At 58.8% G+C, this 19,477-nt stretch carries 11 protein-coding genes and 2 pseudogenes; 10 read left to right on the top strand and 3 right to left on the bottom strand.

Going from position 1 to position 19,477, the window contains the following annotated elements; translation table 11 throughout:
- Positions 1-34: 34 nt before the first annotated feature.
- From AC0L3O_RS06235 to AC0L3O_RS06200, 8 genes and pseudogenes are all read left to right on the top strand, one after another.
- A complete protein-coding gene (locus AC0L3O_RS06235; RefSeq protein WP_473615140.1) occupies positions 35-172 on the top strand; it encodes a twin-arginine translocase TatA/TatE family subunit in 138 nt (45 codons plus the stop codon).
- Between the two features lie 49 nt (positions 173-221).
- On the top strand, positions 222-923 hold the full coding sequence (locus AC0L3O_RS06230) for a hypothetical protein (RefSeq protein WP_473615139.1): 702 nt from the start codon (positions 222-224) through the stop codon (positions 921-923).
- A 132-nt stretch (positions 924-1,055) separates the two neighbouring features.
- Positions 1,056-1,739 (top strand): hypothetical protein, encoded by a 684-nt coding sequence (locus tag AC0L3O_RS06225; RefSeq protein WP_473615138.1) that lies wholly within the window; start codon positions 1,056-1,058, stop codon positions 1,737-1,739.
- 1,764 nt (positions 1,740-3,503) lie between these two features.
- Entirely contained in the window at positions 3,504-3,650 is a 147-nt protein-coding gene (locus AC0L3O_RS06220) for a DUF3768 domain-containing protein (protein ID WP_473615136.1), read from the top strand.
- A gap of 385 nt (positions 3,651-4,035) precedes the next feature.
- Positions 4,036-4,940, top strand: a pseudogene (locus tag AC0L3O_RS06215) (tyrosine-type recombinase/integrase).
- Between the two features lie 10 nt (positions 4,941-4,950).
- Positions 4,951-6,144 carry an IS91 family transposase gene (locus AC0L3O_RS06210; protein WP_473615135.1) on the top strand — a complete coding sequence of 398 codons (1,194 nt, stop codon included), beginning with the start codon at positions 4,951-4,953 and terminating at the stop codon, positions 6,142-6,144.
- Positions 6,145-6,780: 636 nt separating this feature from the next.
- Positions 6,781-7,227 (top strand): hypothetical protein, encoded by a 447-nt coding sequence (locus tag AC0L3O_RS06205; protein ID WP_473615133.1) that lies wholly within the window; start codon positions 6,781-6,783, stop codon positions 7,225-7,227.
- 137 nt (positions 7,228-7,364) lie between these two features.
- Positions 7,365-9,152 (top strand): pentapeptide repeat-containing protein, encoded by a 1,788-nt coding sequence (locus tag AC0L3O_RS06200; protein WP_473615132.1) that lies wholly within the window; start codon positions 7,365-7,367, stop codon positions 9,150-9,152.
- 469 nt (positions 9,153-9,621) lie between these two features.
- On the opposite strand, the gene AC0L3O_RS06195 is transcribed toward AC0L3O_RS06200, so the two are convergent.
- Positions 9,622-10,542, bottom strand: a complete 921-nt coding sequence (locus AC0L3O_RS06195; RefSeq protein ID WP_473615130.1) for a hypothetical protein — start codon at positions 10,540-10,542, stop codon at positions 9,622-9,624.
- Positions 10,543-11,235: 693 nt separating this feature from the next.
- Between AC0L3O_RS06195 and AC0L3O_RS06190 the strand changes: the two genes are divergently transcribed.
- Positions 11,236-15,657 carry a sacsin N-terminal ATP-binding-like domain-containing protein gene (locus AC0L3O_RS06190; RefSeq protein WP_473615128.1) on the top strand — a complete coding sequence of 1,474 codons (4,422 nt, stop codon included), beginning with the start codon at positions 11,236-11,238 and terminating at the stop codon, positions 15,655-15,657.
- An 82-nt stretch (positions 15,658-15,739) separates the two neighbouring features.
- On the top strand, positions 15,740-16,627 hold the full coding sequence (locus AC0L3O_RS06185; protein ID WP_473615127.1) for a DUF4238 domain-containing protein: 888 nt from the start codon (positions 15,740-15,742) through the stop codon (positions 16,625-16,627).
- Positions 16,628-16,775: 148 nt separating this feature from the next.
- Here the strand turns inward: AC0L3O_RS06185 and AC0L3O_RS06180 are convergent.
- A pseudogene (locus tag AC0L3O_RS06180) lies at positions 16,776-17,798 on the bottom strand (IS5 family transposase); the annotation flags it as partial.
- 250 nt (positions 17,799-18,048) lie between these two features.
- Positions 18,049-18,993, bottom strand: a complete 945-nt coding sequence (locus tag AC0L3O_RS06175; protein WP_473615126.1) for a hypothetical protein — start codon at positions 18,991-18,993, stop codon at positions 18,049-18,051.
- Positions 18,994-19,477 lie beyond the last annotated feature (484 nt).

Raw genomic sequence — 19,477 nt, 5'->3', positions numbered from 1 at the left:
CGGACCGGTCGCAACACCCCAGAAAGGAAATTCCATGGGCACTTTGAGTATCTGGCACTGGCTGATCGTCCTGGTGATCCTGATCATCTTCTTCGGCAGAGGGCGCATCTCCGCCGTGCTCGGCGACCTCGGGCAGGGCCTGGGGAATCTAAAGCGTCAGCTCAAGGACTGAACTGCGGGCAACCTGGACCAGCGGCATAAGCCGCATGATGGAGCGAATGATGACGAGATTCTTCGGTGGCTTCCTCGCGTTGTTTATGGGAGCGACGGCAGCTTGGGCGGAGTGTGTCCAATTCGTTGCTCCGCCGAGGGTGTTTGATCGGCCGAGCTGGTCGGAGCTCGAATCCTTCGAAGCATCGAAGGACCTCAACCCCAAGATCGACGTCGTCCAGACGATCGCAGGCAAGGGGCAGGGCAAGCTCAACATCGATCAGTATTCGATCGTGATTGACAAGAACGGCCAGAGCGCGGCCGAGCTGCTGTCTGAGTTCCGCGCCAACCTGTCGACGATCGCTTTCACCGGCTCGGAATACAACAAGATGGAACCGCTGGATGCGACGAGCGCTTCGCTGTGGGTCTCCGACAGCTACTCCGGTGCGGTGCTCGTATTCACCCTGTCGACCATTGCCGGGATCTTCGATCTCGAGACCGGCGCGGTCGTTGCCTCATGCCAGACCGACACCGACTTCGTGTTCTCTACGGTCAAGGTCGGATCCGCCAACACCTACACCAGCCCGGGTTGGCACCCGGTTTCCGGCAATCGGGCATTCGGGGTGCGGGACAATGGGGACTCGCTCACAATCTTCGTGAAGGCAGCCGATCGTGTCGTCGATGCCGGCATTTTCGCGACCCCGATCATAAAGAACGAGAAGATCTTCGAGCAGGGGCACAAGGTCTGGATAAATATGCTGGAGAACATCTAGACGCGCTACGCCGGTCGCAACCCGCGTGATGTGGGCGTCTTCAGCCAGCGTGTCGATTATTGAACGGCATCACCGCCAAACCGCGGCGCGATGTCGGCGGCCGGTTTTCGGCAACAACCCGGAGGAAGGATGATGAGAACGCTTGTTATGGAAATGATGCTCGGACTTGCCATGCTACTCGTCCTTGCACAGGGCGCAGCGGCGATCGATGCCGAGATCTGGATCCGCTCGTTCATCCCTAACGAGCACAGCACAAATCCAGGCTACATCCTGCCGGTGCCAGGCCAATCGGGCCAGACGATGATTCCAGGGCCGTTTCCTGGCGTGAGCGACTGCTTCCTGACTGATCAACGGGGCGCGTCACTCAGGCCCTCGGACTCCTCGCGGCTCTCCGCTCACATCAAAGTAAGCTCGAACGGCGCAAATTGGGCCGCCGAGTTCCTGCCGTCCACGTCGATCGAAGTCGATTGCGGGGACGGCGATGAAGAATGCCGGAAGCCGGTCGACACGTCGCGCTCCACGATCGGGGCGCCCGTCATCGACGGTAGCCGTGTGCGATTCCCAGTGCACGGCAAAGCCAACAATTCCTGCTTCTCAGGTTCACCCGACATCCATTTTGATGGAGACTTTACCATCGACTTTTCCGCCAAGAAGATCGAATTCCAAGGCACCATTGGCCAGTTTCCGTCGTTCGAGGCGATTGCTCGTTTTGGTTCCGGTCCAATCAAAGCGGTTTTCGCTGAGCCTCCGGATAAGGGGTCTGATGCCTGGAATATTAACGACTCCCGCAACGTCACGGGCGTATCGCAGTTTTAGCCGCAGGGCCGATTCAGCCGGCGACAAGGTCAAACCTGGCGGTCCGGTCATTCTGCACCGAAATATTATATTGCCTGTCTCAGCTGGAAGCTAAAACCTACCTGTCTAAAAAGAGGAGATGTTTATGAGGCGCATCGTGATTTTCTCGTTCCTTCTTCAGGGCATATGCTCGCCTCTGCTCGCAGAGGACATTCAGACATGCGGCGATCTGGGAACGGATAACCGACCAAATTGGTGTGCCCGGCCCAATGGTTCGGGCGGCTTGGTCCAGGGCAAATCGGCATGCCGAGAAATTGACGACACTCATTTCGAGTATACGCACTGCTCGGGTTCGACGAAGATATATGACACCTTTTCGTCTCCGTGCTGCGTCGAGAGTTCCGAATGCCGGGGCGCTTTTTACATTGCTGAGTGTGTAAACTGAGCTTTCCACTAGAGCCCGGCTCGAAATCGCCATCTGGCAAGAGCCAGGTCTGCTCAGGCAGCGGGCCCGCCCACTCGATATCCAGTTCCAGGCAGGAGTTAATAGCCGGTTGATCCGATATCCGGCGATGAAGATCCAAGACCCACTCACATAGGTCATGCTCTACCGAATGCAGTAGCGGAGCGATACGCTTTATCCCGCGCAGGTCGCGCACTACAAGTGGAATAGCGTTGAGAACGAGGAGGACCTCTTGCTCGACTTGGAGAAGCGGGCGAGAGACTTGGCCTAGGGTTGATCGTTCGTTCGCCAAAGGGCGCTCTCGAGCGCTCGCCAAACTTGCAGCGCCAATAGAACCAGACTGTCCTATCTAGCCTTCGCTATTGGACCAGACTTCTCATTCCCTTTCGGGCGGCCTCCGTGCGCGGATCAAGGTAGTGGGCGAGGTCGTTGAGCGGACGACGGCAAATATCGGATGGCACGGATCGATCTTTCGGCAGCTACTCTGATCCGTACAGACGCGCGTGTTCAGTAGGGAATGGGTTCGCGACCGCCTTGTCTGGTACTGCAAAGCTGTACCACAGTGCCAACATCAGATGGGACGGATCGTCCGGCCGCGTCCGTTGGTTTTGGTGGGCCGGCGAGCAGCTACAAGGCGAGAACCCGTGCGTGGATCGGCAGCGCCGACTACCCGACCCAAAACCTCGCAGCCTGATTGGAACCGCCCGTTGCGAACGTAGGCGGTACGCACCTGCGGCGAGGCGCAGAATCGGAAAGTGAATGTTTGACCCCGAGGCGGCCTTTGTCTTGCAGAAACGAATGGCCGCTTCGCGCCGCAAAGCGGTCGGCAGCGACTTCTAAAAGCAGCAGTTGGTGCATGCTGGCATTAGCGTGGAGAATAGCCCTTGTTGCGCTGCATCTGAGTCTGCTGGAAGGAATCTCGGGCAACTGATGACCTTGAGAAATATCCTCGGAAATGGCACGATCAATCAACTCGCGGCAATCAAAAGAGATTGGCAGGAGCGTCTGTTGGGCATGTCCGCAGAAGTATGTGAGAGAAGAGTCTCAATTGGCATGAGGGTACGCGTTTGGACCCTCGTCGTATCCTTGATACTTCTCGCGCCGACCGCCGCTTGGTCGGAGCCTATCCGTCCGATAGTGTTGGTCCCCGGAGTATTGGGGTCTCAGCTGGTCGACAACTCAACCGGCGAATTGCTTTGGGGAAGCGCCGCAAGCCTACGGCGCCTAGATCGACTTGTGCTTTCTGATGGCCCCAGAGACCCGACACCAGAGGATGGGATAACCGTTGACGGCATAATTCAAGAGGTATCGGCCTTCGGAGTATGGAAGACGCAGCAATATTCTTCATTACGAAATCACCTTTCAGATCTTGGGTATACATCCTAAGCCGCCGTTACCATTCGCCCGACCCGTCCGACAGAAACGTCACCTCTCGGGTGATGACGATCATGCGGGCCGACGAGTGGTGACTCGCCCTCGCTGCCACGACACTGCTCAGACGATCAGCCTTTACCGAAACGTCGCTCGACGAACCACACAAGACGAATGGCGCAGTATCATCACCGACGGGTGAGGGAACCCAAATCCGACAGTTTGCGCGTAAGGAGTGTCAGCTTTGCGCGCATGTCGGCCGTAATAGTCCAGCTTTGCCATTTACTGAAAGCAGACGTTGCCAGTGATGATGTTTGAGATCGCGGTTGCGCCAGGGAACGAACCCGCTCGCGCGGGAGGGCGCAGGTTCGAGACCTGCTGGTTTATCGGCAGCGCCGGTGAGGTTGTAATCGACGAGGGGTGACGGACAGGCATCGGCCTCCGAGCATGAAGGGTCAACCTTCAGCTTGAGAGGAGCATCCGATGACCTTCCCTTCGCATCCGTCCGGCAGCGCGCTTCGCGAGCGCATGATCGAAGACATGAACGTGCGTGGCTTCACCGAGGACACGCGCCGTGACTACATCCGCTGCGTGAAGAGATTTGCGGCGTTCATCGGCCGCTCGCCCGATGCGGCGACGGCTGAGGACCTCCGCCGTTTCCAAGTGCACCAGACCGAGAGCGGCATGCGGCCGCCGGGCATCAACAGCTCGGTTTCGGCGCTGCGCTTCTTCTTCACCGTGACGCTCGACCGACCCGATCTCTCTCGTCGTCTCGCGATAGTCCACCAGCCGCGCAAGCTGCCGCTGGTGCTGAGCGCTGAGGAGGTAGCGCGGCTGCTCGAAGCGGCGCCGGGGCCGAAGTACAAGGCCGCGCTCGGCACGGCCTACGGCGCCGGGCTGCGGGTCTCCGAGGTGGTGGCGCTCAAGGTGACCGACATCGACTCGACGCGCATGTTGATCCGCGTCGAACAAGGCAAGGGCCGCAAGGATCGCCACGCCATGCTGTCGCCGCGTCTGCTCGAACTGCTGCGCGCCTGGTGGCGGGAGGGCAAGCGCCGCGGCGTGATGTTGCCGCGGGGCTGGCTGTTCCCAGGACGCAATCCGGTCACACCGCTCTCCAGCCGCCAACTGAACCGCGCTGTTCATGCCGCTGCGGAGGCGGCCGAGATCAGGAAACGGGTGACGCCGACACGTTGCGCCACAGCTTCGCCACCCATCTCCTGGAGCAGGACATCGATATCCGCATCATCCAGGTCCTGCTTGGGCACGCCAAGCTCGACACCACGGCGCTCTATGCCCGCGTCGCCACCAACACGATCCGCACCGTGATGAGCCCACTCGACCGGATCAAGCTGCTGACGGAGGACGAGACGCGACCGGACAGATGACGCCGCGGCGGTGAGCCGCCCGTCACTGGAGGTCGCCGACATCTTCCATCGCCATGGCGCCACCTGGCGCGCGGCGCATGCCGGTCATCTCAGCCTCGGCCAGATGAACGTGATGTCGGCGATCGAGAGCTGCCGTACCGCTGCCCTCGGCGGCCATGTCGAGGCTTGCGAGGACTGCGGCCACAGCCGCATCGCCTATAACAGCTGCCGCAACCGGCACTGCCCCAAATGCCAGAGCGCGGCGGCACGGGACTGGCTCGCCGCGCGCCAGGCCGATCTCTTGCCGGTCGGCTACTTCCACGTCGTGTTCACGCTGCCGGCCGAGATTGCCGACATCGCCTACTACAACAAGGCCGTGATCTACGACCTTTTGTTCCGCGCCGCCTCCGAGGCGCTGCTCACGATCGCGGCCGATCCAAAGCACCTCGGCGCGCGCATCGGCATCACCGCCGTGCTCCACAGCTGGGGCTCGGCGATGACCCATCACCCGCATGTGCACATGATCGTGCCCGGTGGCGGCATCTCGCTCGACGGCAAGCGCTGGGTGCATTGCAGGCCGGGCTTCTTCCTGCCCGTGCGCGTGCTGTCGAGGTTGTTCCGACGGCTCTTCCTGGCGAAGCTCGCCGACGCCCATGCTGCTGGGCGCCTGCAGTTCTTCGGTGATCACGACGGTCTGATTGAGCACAGCGCCTTTGCTGCCTTCCTGGCACCGCTTCGGAGGAAGAACTGGTTCGTTTATGCCAAGCCGCCCTTCGCCGGACCTGAGGCGGTGTTGGCTTACCTGTCGCGCTACACCCACCGCGTCGCGATCTCCAACAGCCGATTGATCGCCCTCGACGAAGCCGGCGTGACGTTCCGCTGCAAGGATTACCGCTGCAACGGGCGCGAGCGCTATCGGACCATGACGCTCGATCCGGGCGAGTTCATCCGCCGCTTCCTGCTCCACGTGCTGCCCAAGGGCTTCCACCGCATCCGTCACTACGGGCTGCTAGCCAGCGCCGGCCGCACGGCCAACATCGCGCACGTCCGCGAACTTCTCGCCGCGCCGCAGCCCAAGGCCGAATGCAACGGAACGGGCGCCGATGCCGCCACGCCATCGGACTGGCGGCCGCCATGTCCATGCTGCGGAGGCAGGATGGTCGTCATCGAGACCTTCGAACGCGGCGGCCGCGCCCGCGCACCGCCATGGACGACGGCGCTATGACCACAAGCCGCTCTTCATCGCTCTGCATACCCGCCGAGGGCTCTGATCGTCGGCGGCCCGACGCGATCGTGCGTCTCCGGCTGATCGCATGTCCCACACCATCTGCAGCGCCGAAACCGCCCGCTCTTCAAGGGCCGCATCGCAATGCGCACCGCCATCCCCAGTCCTCCGACGTACCCCTTCCCATCCGTCAGACGTATCAATGCGGGCCACAGCCGACCAAGCGGAACCGTCAAATCCCCATAGCGCCGAAACCGCGCCCTCCATCCCGCGGGTTCCTTCCCTGGAGGCTTCCGGACGCCGGCCCCAGCGCCAAGCGCCACGTGGAGGGCCGGCGTCCGCAACCCTTCACAGAAGTGGCCATCGCGACGTGTATGGTTGAACGACCGAAATTGGGTGAGATTGACTGCGGCGCTTGGTGCGGTCCGGTTCGATACGCGCTGCCGGCTGCCCCAAACGAGGACATTGGACATCGGCACGCTTTCTTCAAAACAATTCCACAACAAGCTTGGTGGATCCGTCGCGAGAGCCAACATAACTGCCGCCCCTTCATTAAACTTCACGATGGCGATCGTGTAATGTTGTCAAATTTGCTATAAGAGAATTGTACGTTCCAACAAGTTTCGGAGGAATAGGATGGACCCCTTATCTGCGATTCTAACTGCACTAGTGGCGGGTGCCACGGCAGCCGCATCGGGAACAGCGGAACAAGCCGTCAAGGATGCCTACCAAGGCCTCAGGAATATCCTCGTGGATACATACAAGTTCGTGTCAGCCTCGCTACTCGACAAAAACCCGACAGATCCGAGTTTCCAGAAGGCAGCACAGGCGGAACTAGCCGCAAATCCTAAGATTGCAGACGACCACAAAGTGCTTGAGCAGGTTACAGCCATCAAAGAAGCGCTCGAAAAGGAGACACCTGAGAAGCTAGCAAGCTGGGGAATTGACCTGCCAAAGCTAACTGTCGTCGGCAATATCGTCCTTGAGCGCATAGCGGGTGTGCATGGAGGCGAGTGGCAAGCCGGAGGAGACTTCAGGGCATCGGATATCACGCCAGGAGGCGGTTCGCCGGGAAAGCGGTAGGGGAGACGGCAGTTAGGGAACCCGTTTCCAAAGCTTCGTTCACAGCAAGAATTACGACGTTAAACGCTGGCAACAATGTGATATTCGCTGGCGGAAATGTCACGTACAATGAAGTATCATGGACTGTAATTTGGGCATTGTTCCTCCTCTATAGCTTCATCACGATTACCAATGTGCAAGGGCGCGACCTTTTTTTTGAGCGCCGTGTGTGGCTTCCATTTTTTGGTCAAATCCTTTCGCTTACTCAGTTTTCCGTGATATTTCCGATATTTTTTGTTGTCATATTTTCGATCGCATTAGTGCATGTTGATAGAGGATGGCGCAATGATGGTGCATCTGGTTTTATAAAATTTGTTGCGTGGGTGTGTGATGTGGCAATATTTCTTGTCGCGCCATTTACTATACTTATCTATACGCAGATACAATTTTTACCGTATCATTCTTCTCCGGTCACCTGGGTGCAGAGACTTTCCATCCTATCTGCAGTGATGGCATTTCTTTTCGTTCGGCTGATCTTTGGAAAGGAGGAGGTGCGTCGAAGCCGAAGCTGGGCTCTTAGCGGGTTTGGCAGGTGGGCAATATCGATTGCGGTCGTGGCGTTCTCTTGGACGTCGTGTGTGTTTCCGGGCGAATGGCAAGACCGGCGAATTGACCAAGTTCGATGGCTGCCTGCGTCTCAAGACTCAATAAGCAGGAGGTCAATAAGCGAATTCCTTTTTAGGGGCGAATGGGACCGAGATCGCCGGACACTCACAAGTCCGTTTTCTGACTCCCTGGTACTCCCGGGCGTAGATGCCGCCGAAACGGGTGGACGCACTTTGCGACTGGACGGCCGTGATTTGACGCACGGATACTTTATTGGCGCAAAGCTCCCAAATGTGACTTTCCTGGGGGCCAACCTAGCAGGCGCTCACTTCGAGGACAGTGACCTCCGGGGCGCGAACTTCTCAAACCGACAAGATGTGGGTAACTGGACCCGTGCAAACCTGCAGGGGGCCTTCTTTGACGCCGCGCAGTTGCAGGGCTCTTGGTTGACAATGGCGCGGGCATCAGGAGCATCGTTCAACGGTGCGGACTTGGTCGGCGCGAATTTGGACCTAATCGACCTAACCGGCGCGATGATGGTGGGTGCTCGCTTACCCGGAGCAAGTCTCTACAGCGCTAAGCTGGTCGGTGCCTCCTTTGCATATGCGAACCTACGTGGTGCTAATCTCTACAGAGCAGATTTAAGTGGAAGCACTTTTTCCCTTGCAGAGATGCAGGGGGCTTCGCTTGCGTCCACAGATCTAGATGGCGCCTCGTTCGTCAGCGCGTACTTTTGGCGAGCCGAAGCTGGCGCCTTTACAGGTTATGAAAAGTTTTCTTATGAAGGCGTGGACATGACTAATGCGGTGTTCTCATCGTTAAGGCGGTGTCGCAGTGACGAACTTGAACGGAGTGAATGTCTCGATTACACTACTCAATTCGAGGTGGCAGATTACGATCGCTCTCTAAACGAGATTGCTGAAAAAGTTTCAAACAGCACGTTGAGGTTCGAGGCCATTCAACGGATTAGTCGGCTCAATCCTTCTCAATCTGAGATGGTGTTCAAGGAGTCGATGTGGAGCAGCGAATGGAAAAAAGTCATAGAAGCAAACCATAATGTCTCTGGGCATTCTTCGCGCAGAGATAAGATACTAATCGAGATCGGGTGCAATGCAGACGGTCCCGACGTCATAAAAAGCCTTGTGTATCCAAACCCGATCATATGGTTAGAAGATACGAAGCAGACTATTCGGATGCAAGATGCGCCGATCTCGAATAACCCATCGGTAGCCCGACGGTTCCTTGACAAATCGAGTTGCCCAGCTTCACGAACTCTATCCGAACGCGATCGCCTGGAATTGGAATACGTTGTCGATGTACAATCTCAAGGAGATATGTAAGTCGCGATCTTTCGTTTAGTGCGTTGCCAAGAAGCGGCGTAACAACGGTAAGTATTCTGAGGCTGTCGATCTCCGCTGTAGTCGAGAACCACGACGGGACGTTGTGGGCCTCGACGAAAATGCCGAACCTAGTGCGACGTTCCAGTTCACCTTGCGGTCGCATCAAGAGGCCCGGCCGTAACTTGGGCGAGCGCCAGCTTCTGCGTTCCAATTCTCAGAGACTGACCGACCGCTTTCGGCCCCACAAAAACTTGTAGGCTCATGGATGGCCATCCTTGGTGGAAACCGGTCGGTCCGATTTCAGATCGTGGAGGGGGAAAAACGGTCATTCGCTCTGCAGACGCCGCTGAAACCGAAATGATAATTCTGTTCCAGTTCGCAGCGCGGGCGGTAGCGTAGTAGCGGGCTTTATTGCCCTGTAGATCAGTGCATTGTGTGGTCTATTGGTTCGGTCGTGGGGCGCAAGCAGCTATTCACCCCGCACCATGGCCAACTGACGGCGGAACTCGGCGTCTGGGATGGCCTGTTTCCAGAAGTTGATGAACCGAGCCACCACTTGCAGGTTTCCAGCCTCGTAATGGCCGTTACTGTCAATGCGGTCCAGAGAGGGCCGCAACTGATCGTCCGGGCCGTCAGCCTGCAACGCGAGCCCCGTGATGGCGCAACGGTGGCCCGTTTCGTCGAGCAGTTCTTTCAGATGCGCAATAAGCGCCTCTTTCGACAGCCTGAGGTCTTTATTCTTTACGGCGCGGTCGACTGTCTGTCCGTTGGCTTGCTTTGCGGCCCGTTCCGCCTGATCCGCCATGTACCAGACTGCTTTGAACCATGCGTCTTTGTAATAGCCAGTATTCTGGCGTTCGAGCTTATCTACCCACCAGAGCGCGTCCAGCGTCCACAGGTCAACGCCCCAATCACGGGCGAGGTTGAGTAACAGGGCATTGATCAGGTCGTACTTCTCGCCCTCTGTGGCCCCGCGAGGAAAAGCGGGCCATAGGCCACGGTCGCGCATTTCTGGCTCGCTGGTGCCGTTCCAAACGCCGTAGCGGTCCTCGTAGGCCACGAGCAGGATGGGTGTCAGGGTGGCGCTACCGACCCCGTCGAGCTGCGATGCGGCGGAATCGTACCGCCCGGACAGGGGTAGGGTCTCGTCGACCAGAGTGGTCAAGGCGTCCCGCAGGTTGTTCATGTCGTCTGCGGCGCGGCGGCCGAGGCGTTCCAACCCCGACCAGTGGTGATTGTGCTTGATGCTCAGGAAATCAAGGTAATCCTGCCTAGTCAGACGCGCCGAGTCGCGGAAAAGCGGTCCGAAACGTTCCAGCACACCGTCACGCTTAGCGACAAAGTTGCGGATGTCAGGCAGGCCGAGAGCCCTCTTAATGTCAAAGGTCATTGGTTCAGACGTCCACGACAGTATTGATATTGTTGTGCCTGACGCCGAAGCACGCCGCCAGTCTCAGCTTCACAAGTCTGCGAGAGATATGAAACAGAATTCGCAATTCTGTTTCATATCACAGCGTAGCACCGCCGACCGCATCCCCATTTTGATGATACTAGCCATCTGAAACAGAACCATCGTATTCCGTTTCATAGATCGAAGATCCGCTCTCAAAAGGCGCTTTTGGTGTCCTGGGGGACGGCTTCGGGTCGTCAGCGGAGTGGCAACTTTCCGCTAGTTCTTTCCGGAACCGGACCGTCTGCCTCCGGCCCCAAACCCGGTCATCCGCTACGTCGCCGACGACCCGGCGCTATTGCGCCTAGCGTAAAAACTGTCGTTTGCAAACCCGCCGGGGAGGAGAGGTTCAGTGTGAAAACCCAATTTCACACTATCAGTTGTCCGTCAGAGTCGTAGACTGTCTGCTGGTTCGAAACTTGGCGCCGGTTGGACGGCAGCTTTGCACCGCATGTCGGACATAAAGCGGGCCCAAGCCGGTTCCGAAACCGGTCATGTGAGCGACATGCGGGGCGGCGCGTTCGCGCCCCGGTCGTCATCGCTGTTGACCTTGAACCTAGCGCCCCAACAACTAGACCGTTGCTTTATTCGTGCAAATCCTTGAACGTTCATATTTTCAGGGCACGTTAAAATATGAACGAATTCGCGGTGCTTCCATCACCGATTGCGGCCGAGAGTGACGCCGACTTGGGTACTCGCGCCGCGCGAATGATCTGGGACGATCAGTCGGGTGTCGATGATCTGGTCGATCCGCACACTCCCGATTTCGCCAATGCCGTGGTCACTGGTTTGGCGAGTGCTTTGGCATCATCGCCCGGTGCCTTGAAAAAGATGATGCGCGGCGCAGCCGCCGCCGCAGAGGATTTGAACGTCGAGCCGTTTCAGGGGCTGACGGAAGTGATCCAAAATGCGGATGATTTACGCGCCCCGGAAGTGCGCTTCGCCTTCCGCGATACGGATGCTGGCCGCGAGCTATTGATCGTGCATAGTGGCCGGCCGGTTGCCTGCCAGCACGTGCTGGGCATGGCGCTGCCCTTCGTGACGACCAAGACTAACAGAACCGATCAGCGCGGGCGGTTTGGCATTGGCCTGAAGACGCTCAAGCGCATCGCGGATGATCTCGCGATCCATTCGGCGCCGTATCATTTTTCCGGGGATCAGCTTTCGGTCCGAGTCGTGCCAGCCGAAGGACCGCTGGCCGGCTTCTACGATCCCGCGACCGACACGATGATCGTCCTGCGCCTGAAACCAGATTTCAGCGAGGAGGGGCTGAAAGCCTGGTTCGCGGAATGGGAGGACGACGGCCTGATCTTCTTGACCTGGGTTTCGAGTTTCCGCTGGTGTGATCTAACCGGCGCGACCCTCGAAGGCCGCACCCTGACTTTCGGCCCGTGGAAAAACATCGCTTTGGTTGGCGGTCGCGCCTCCATCACGGCGCTGTCGAGACGCGAGGTCCAGAGCGCGGCGGAATCGTGGACTGTGTGGCGCGCGACCTTGCCCGTGCCCGGTCATCTGCATCCAGCTCACAAGGCGCGCGCCGAGGAGACGCGAATTTCCATCGCCGTGCCGAGCGCGGCGCGCGCAGGAAGTCTTTATGTCGGCTTCAAGACCCGCGTCGCGGTGGGCCTGTCGTTTTCGCTCGACGCGCAATTCGATCCCAGCACCACGCGCGAGGCCTTGATCGAAAGCACGTGGAACAACTGGCTGATCGAGCGATGCGGCGATGTTCTTGCCGAGATCGCGCATGGCCGTATGCTGTCGACGCCCAAGGACGCCTGGCGATTCGTGCCGGTCGCTGCCGAGTATATCGGCAACGAAGGGGACCGTTGGCTGCATGATGGCTTCGCGAAATCATTCGAGATCGCGCGCGATTGGCTTGGCGAGCATGCGGCGATCCTGATTGGCGGCGCGCCCGTTGCCCTGTCGGACATCGCCTATGAATACGCCATTCTAAGCGATCTTCTGACCGACGCCGATATCGAGGCGTTGGCCGAAGGATCGCGGGCGCTGCCGCTCAATGTTCGCGATAGGAGCGGCAGGTGGCGCACGGTGCTCGATCAAATCGGAGTCTGTGCCACTATTGGCACCACGGAGTTGCTTGAGGGCTTCAAGCAATCGCTGTTTCAACCAAAGGGACCAAATTGGTGGGTAAAAGCCGCGCGCGTGTTGGTGGAGACCCACGCCGATGAGGAACTATTCGATGTGCCGTTCTGGCTGACTGATGAAGGCCGCGCGGTGGTGTGCAAGCGCGAAGGCGCTACGGCCAAGCCGCTCGTTCTCGGCGGAGAGTTTTCATTGTTTTCCCTACGCTGGAACCTGCTCGATCGCCTGCATGCCGCATACGGCATCGAGAAGGATGGCGATGTCGCGACTAAATGGCTGGATGAACACGCGGCGTTCCGGAAAAGTGTCGATGCATCGACCGAACTCGCGGCCTTTGCGGAGCGGTTCGCGGCCACGCCGCTAGAGATAGAGGACGCGGATTTGCGCGAGCTTCGGAATCGATTCGATGAGCTGAGCGATCGCCGCGCGGATGAGATCGGCCATGCCATGGGCGCGGCGCTGATGGTGGACGGCTTCGTTTATAAGAGTGGCAAGATTCACCGACAGAAGGTGCGTCCGACGGAAGCCTATCTGTGCAAGACGTTGGACAGCGATTTTCCCAATTGGCCCACGGCGGCCGCGAACATACCGGGCATTCAATGGATCTCCGCCGGGTACGATGAGAAACTGAAGACGGGCGCTACGCGCGCGCAGCGTAAGCGCGCGGATGGGACCATCTCGCGGGGGCCGCGCAAGTTCTTCACCTTGCTTGGCGTGGAGAACGCGCCGCGACTGAAGCAGACCGGGTTGGTCCGTTGGGGCGGCCCGACGCGGACCCGGGAACTTCGCGGGGCGCAGGCCGAGCAAGTTCCGGCCGATTGGATCAGTCCCGATCTTGATCGCGCCCTGGCCGCATTCTCCAAGTTCTCCAAGAAGGACCTACGCGAGAGAAGCCCCGCTTTGTTCAAGGCCATGGCCCGTGCCTGGGAGCGGTCTTACGCCAATCGCAAGATGGTGGCCTCACAGCACGAGGCGCGCGTCTACGTTTATCCGAGGGCACCAGTCACCGCGCAATGGCTAATCCAATTGCGTGAGACGCCGTGGGTGGTGGTCGGCAAGGGCGAGTTGGTGACGCCAAACGAAGCCGTGGTGAAAACTCAAGAGACGCAAACGCTCTACGCCAGCACCGCCTTCGCGGTCGGTATCGATCTGGGGGATTTTAGCGCGGACTTCGCGGCGACGCTTGGGTTGGTCACCTCGGTGCGAGTCAGCGATCTCGTCAACCTGCTGCGCGAGACGCGCGATGGGGTCGAGGGCATCGATGACGCGCAGGTAATGGCGATCTATCGCAACATCGCGAAATACGTGCCCCGCGCGGTCGTGTGGAACACCCGCATCGGCGACATGACAGCCCAGGATTTGCGCAAGGCTTTCACGGAGAACCAGGGGCTTATCCACGTCGGCGGCAATGTTTGGCGAAGGCCAAACGAGCTGATGCGCGGCAAGGATATCTTTCACGACCGCTCGCGCTTCGTGCCGGTTGGCCCAGCCTTGGCCAGCCTCTGGTCGGCCTTAGACGTGCGCGAGCCTATGCTCGACGACTGCCTTACGTTCCTGAAGTCGCTGGCGGGGCAAGCGTATGACGTGGGGGTCATGTCACGCCTGATCGACGTATATCGCTATATGGAGCCCCTGCTGGCAAATGCGGAGCGGCGGCATCGCGAGCGCATGAAAACCCTGCCGCTGTATTGCGGCGATCGTTGGGAGTCCGAGCGGCCCATTTTCCTGGTGGAGGAATCCGAACTTAGATCGCAATTGGCAAAGGCGTTGCCCGCCAAGAAATTCTGGACGCCGCCCTGCGACCTTCGCGAGCTAGAGTCGTTCGTTGTTTTCACAGGCGTGGCGCGGAGCGAGCCCACCTTGGTCGTCGCGGATGATCGCGAGGCGGCCCAGGATCGTGGCGGTGGCATGCGCGCGCACTTCCGAAAAGCGGTCGATCACCTCTCCGATGAACTAGCGCGCAACGATCCAGAGGTGCGCCAGCACATGGCGATCAGTTGGGACGCGCTGCGGGAGATTCCCTTGTTCGTACACTCCGGTCCGATTGCGGTTCGGGCGAGGGACGAGGAATTGTCGGATGTGAAAATTCCGATCCACCTTCAGGCGTTGGTCGTGCGCGATCCGCTCGAATTGCATGTCTGGGACGAGGCTCTTCCCAAGCGCGAATACGGTGGCCACGCGATCGCGTCGTTGTTCGCGCATGCCTCGCGCCGCGGCATCGAGGCCGAATGGGTGGTAGCCTGGCAGGAAGCGCGCGAGACCGCGGCCGAAGCCATTCGCCTCGCATCGGACGAGGAACACGCCGAGGCGATGGAAGACCGTGCCGCCAAGATCAACGCCGCCCCAAAAAAGAAAATCACGGTGAGCACACCCGGTGGGAAAGGCCCCGCCATGAAGCCCCGAACCCTTAAGAACAGTGTTGGTCCCATTCTGGGAGCCACAGTGGTGCCGGGCAGCGATCCGAAGCCGGCGCCACCACCGGCAAAACCGAAGCTGCACGACACGCCGCCTCCGACAAAGCCGTCCGATCTCGGATCGCGCACGGCGCCGACGGCTTACACCGATCGCGATCTGGAACAACGCGGCTGGGAGTTGCTCACGCAGGCGTTGGAAACCTCGGCGGAAGAACTGCTGGTTGATTTCCGCAACCGGCATGGCGTGGGGGCCGATGGCGCGATCGACTGGAAGACCTTCGTCGAAATGAAAGCGACCGGCCGCGCGCCACAGGGTTCGGTCGAGATGTCCAACGCCGAATACAAGCGCGCCAAGGAATGCGGCAACGACTTCATCCTGGCTTTGGTCAGCGGCCTCGAAGATGGCTATCAGGACGAGGTGAGGTTGATATTCGACCCCGCGAATCGCGCGACCGTCCGCCCGTTGAACGGCGTGAAGCTAGTCGCGTTGACAGAAGCGCCTTCGGTCCTGATCCCGTTTGGGAACTCAGAGGAATGACCTTCTCGCCTATTGTCTCAGAATTCGAAGTTTGTTGCCTGCATTCGTTTATCGAACGGCGGAAGTAGTCGGAATAGAAAGAATGAGCCTGCCTACCGCTCCAAAATTTGAGAAGCGTTTGCACCACACTGTGCCTGACTTTTGGCAGGATGAGTTTGCCGCTGAGGGAGAAGTGGGGCCTTATTATAAGAACGTAAAGACAGGAGCATGTCTCAAGGCGCAAGGGCCCGGACAGAAGATGGCAGTCTTTCTGGCTAACATCGTCTTCGACGAGTTCTTTCGACCTAGCGACAAGCTAGAAGACATGTTTGAAAAGATCGAAGGGATTGCCTCAAAAAGCTTGAGCCAGCTTGTAGCTGCAAAATTCTTCAGTGACAGCATACATGTCGACATTGCCATGCTGCTGGCCATTCAGGCATGCCGATACCCTGAGTACTACCAAACGCGCCTCGACTTAGGAAAATATCTGGCAATTGCGCTAGGAGACTTGAGAGACTGCAATGACGTCGCAACTTTAAATAGCGAGTTGCATAAGCTTGGAATGCCGGTCCAAATTCTGGCTAGTGAATTCGCCCAGCTTTCTGCAACGTCGCCCCAAGCGCTCAACGCTGAACTCGAAAGAATCCTAGCGCTGCACGGGTACGAGGCTGATTTCAATCCAGAACTTATTCTCGCCGCGGCGGTGCGTACCGCTGAGCATCTGCTCGCACTCAAATGGACACTGCTCGTAGCCGACACCCCAGCGTTCATCCTTTCGGATCACCCTGTTCCAGCGCCGCTTGGTATGGGATTCTCGATTGGCTTGTCAGCGTCGCTTGGACTTTTGCTTGAGGACCCACTCACAGGGGGTGGCGGGGAGGTATCCGTCAGGAAGCCAAGCTCGGCGGAAATCGGTGCCGTAAACGCGGAAGTCAGGAAACGAGCTGTAGAGTGGATTTGCGGCTCCGGTGCGTTCGTGCATTCGCTGTGAATTTTCACTGATTGCTTCGGACGCCCGTCCCAGGCGATCTTATCTTGTCGGCTGTGAAGAACGTCGATTTCGCTGACGGCGGTTGCGATCAGGCCGGAAAGACGGGGCTGGCAAATGGGCGTCCGCCGGTTGGATCGTCCAGAGGTGATTAGGCTGTTCGTGGCTGGATCGGCGGCGCTGCGGGGGTGGCGAACAGCGCCAGGAAGAAGGCACACAAAAGCCTCAGCCAGTTGAGCAGGAGGCTGAAATTGTAGCCGACGGCGGCAAGCACAGCGTTGTTGGCATCGCCCTCGGAGAAGGCCCAGGAAGTTGCGGCCCATACGGTGGTCGTTCTTGAGATGGCCGATGACGGGTTCGACGGCGGCCCGGCGTCGCAGCGCCCGTTTGACGACCTTGGTGAGGCCGCGCTTGTAGCCGGCGACATGGACCTTGAACATCTTGCCCTTCGGGGCGTTGTGGCCGCGATAGCCGGCATCGGTGACGATCTTGCCGAGGCTGACGCCGATGGTGTCCTCGATTGCCGGGATGATGGTGGCCAGCGTGTGGCCGTCATAAGGATTGCCGGGCAGCGCTTTGACATGGGCGACGAACTGGCCGCCGCGGCTGCGCTGCAGCGGGGTGGCGACGGAGACCTTGACGCCGAACTCGTAGGGCTTGTGGGCTTTGCCCTTGCCAATGCACTCGACCTCCGGAGCGTGCAGGGAATACACCTGCTTGCCCCGCTCGCGCTGGCGCTGATCCCTGACGCGCCGGGCCAGCGACAGCGGCAGGCAAAGACCTGCATCAGCTCCGGCCGCCCGACGAGCTTGCGGGTGATGTCGCGGATCACCGCTCCCAGCATGGTGCGCAGGCGCTTGAGCTGCCGGTTGGCCCGTTTGAACTGCTTGGCATGGGCATAGCGCTGATGCTTGATCAGCGCGATCTTGCCGACCCGCGCATAGGATTGGCGCAGGGCAATGCCATGCCTCTTGGCCAGCTTCACCAGCCGCCCACGGGCGCGATGCATCAGCTTGGCGTCGGTCGGGAAGGTGATGGCTTTTTCCTGCACGGTGGTATCGACGATTACCGCGCGGAAGTCCGACGGCTTGGCCGCCCCCAGCCTGGCCGCCGCTGCAAGACTTTCCTGAAGCAGCGCCATCAGCCGCTCTTCCCCCATACGCAGCCGCCAGCGCCCACTGATGATCGAGAGCTTGCCCCAGGAGGAGATGGGATTGGGAGCCTGATTGACCCTCAGTTGCAGGTTCCATCTCAAAAGACCAAGTTTGAATATCAGCAGCCACTGCAAAGGGGGTTTTCAGTGTGAAATTCCAGTTTCACACTGAGGACGTCCTTGCCTGATTGAATTATTCGCTTGCCTGACCACCGGTTGGCGGATGTCCTATTCAGGATCTCGCCGCGACAACATCAGAGACTGGGCGCTGCTAGTTCACCCTTTTCTCAGACCCAACTTGCCGTGCTCCTAGTTCTAGAACATCCAGCATCGACACGTACACGTAGTCCAGAAACACGACCATTTCTGAAGCTTCCAAATTCTTCCGGTCCGTAAAGATGCTGGAGGGTGTTGCATGCAGCAGCCGGCTTGTGAAGGAATAGATGAACTCGTATTGTGCTTGCATGCCGACGCTACCGGCTTCCACTTTCCAGTTCCATCGCTCTTTCAGTTTCGTGCGCACGCGCGCCGAACACGCCACGACAAATGCGTTCTGTTCTGCCTCCAATTGGTCGATCTGCGCGTCAACGACAGGCACCACCTTTTTGCGAATAAGGAGCGCCTGGAATCCATAGCCGTTTCGCTTGGCGTCATCGGCATAAAGGCTGAATGCCCTCCTAGCCTTGCGGTCTATTTCGTTCATAACCGCTGCCCTCGCCGCGGAGACATGGTCGGCGCCAGCAGTTCGAGCGTTTTCCTTGAGTTCCCTGAGGTTGTCCTGATGCAGCGCGGATTCTTCCTTCTGCAGCCTTTCAAAAAACGCGATCTCTCCCACCAATTTCTTTTTGTAATCTCTGAAATGCTGGAGCTGTCCGGACATCACTCTCCCGTAGAAGACAAGCCCGTGGTCCGGTTCGCGATCTAGCAGCCGCAACCACACAAGTGTCTCGAACACATACCGCGTGGTGGCCAGCACATTCAGCGTTTCCAGATAGGAGAAATTGTTCTCGAGGATGAGTCGGAGCCGGATCAGCGCGTTTCGGTAGGCGGCGGAGACCCAAAACTCCTGACACCGCTTCAGATCTTCTGCGCCTTTCGAGTCTTCGAAAACGCTAAGTTTGGCATCAAACTTCGCGGTAATTGACACAAAGCTCGGTATCAAGCTCTCCAGCTCCCCCACGATGCGGGCCAGGCGTTGATACGCTACATCATCCACTTTTTACCCTCGTCTTCGTGCTGTCGCTTGTGGTTTTCTCGTTGAATCGCTTCGAACTTCGAAATCCTTACAACTGCTGCGTTGGATTATCGTCAGAGCGCATTCGGTGTTGATGACGATCTACAGCCTCCGGTGGCGCTCGACCACACACGTCGAGAAATCGACGTTAAAGACACTGACGGCATGAGCAATACCGTCTCGATCAAGCCGCCCCATTGCCGCCAATCCCGATGTCGCCTTGGGAAATCCTCGCCGGGCGAGGGGCAGTCAGGGTGAAATACCATTTTCACACTGACGACGTCCTCGGCTGAATGAACTATTCGCTTACTTACCGGACCTAACCTGGAACGAGGTTGTGTTTTTAATCGATGGACGGCGTGACAAGGTTTCGGCATCGAAGGCTGCATAACAGTCGTCTCACCGATCGTTGCGGGTCGAGCCGCGACTGCGTCCGCTCCATGGTGTGCGCCGGCGGCTGTCCTGT

The organism is Mesorhizobium sp. WSM4810 (genome assembly GCF_055811235.1).
Note: the sequence above shows the minus strand (reverse complement) of the source record. Positions and strands in the feature narration are given on the sequence as shown.

Excerpts from the sequence above, each read along its gene's own strand:
- AC0L3O_RS06235 (WP_473615140.1), top strand. The coding sequence starts at position 35 with ATGGGCACTTTGAGTATCTGGCACTGGCTGATCGTCCTGGTGATCCTG.
- AC0L3O_RS06230 (WP_473615139.1), top strand. The coding sequence starts at position 222 with ATGACGAGATTCTTCGGTGGCTTCCTCGCGTTGTTTATGGGAGCGACG.
- AC0L3O_RS06225 (WP_473615138.1), top strand. The coding sequence starts at position 1,056 with ATGAGAACGCTTGTTATGGAAATGATGCTCGGACTTGCCATGCTACTC.
- AC0L3O_RS06220 (WP_473615136.1), top strand. The coding sequence starts at position 3,504 with ATGGAAGACGCAGCAATATTCTTCATTACGAAATCACCTTTCAGATCT.
- AC0L3O_RS06205 (WP_473615133.1), top strand. The coding sequence starts at position 6,781 with ATGGACCCCTTATCTGCGATTCTAACTGCACTAGTGGCGGGTGCCACG.
- AC0L3O_RS06195 (WP_473615130.1), bottom strand. The coding sequence starts at position 10,542 with ATGACCTTTGACATTAAGAGGGCTCTCGGCCTGCCTGACATCCGCAAC.
- AC0L3O_RS06190 (WP_473615128.1), top strand. The coding sequence starts at position 11,236 with ATGAACGAATTCGCGGTGCTTCCATCACCGATTGCGGCCGAGAGTGAC.
- AC0L3O_RS06185 (WP_473615127.1), top strand. The coding sequence starts at position 15,740 with ATGAGCCTGCCTACCGCTCCAAAATTTGAGAAGCGTTTGCACCACACT.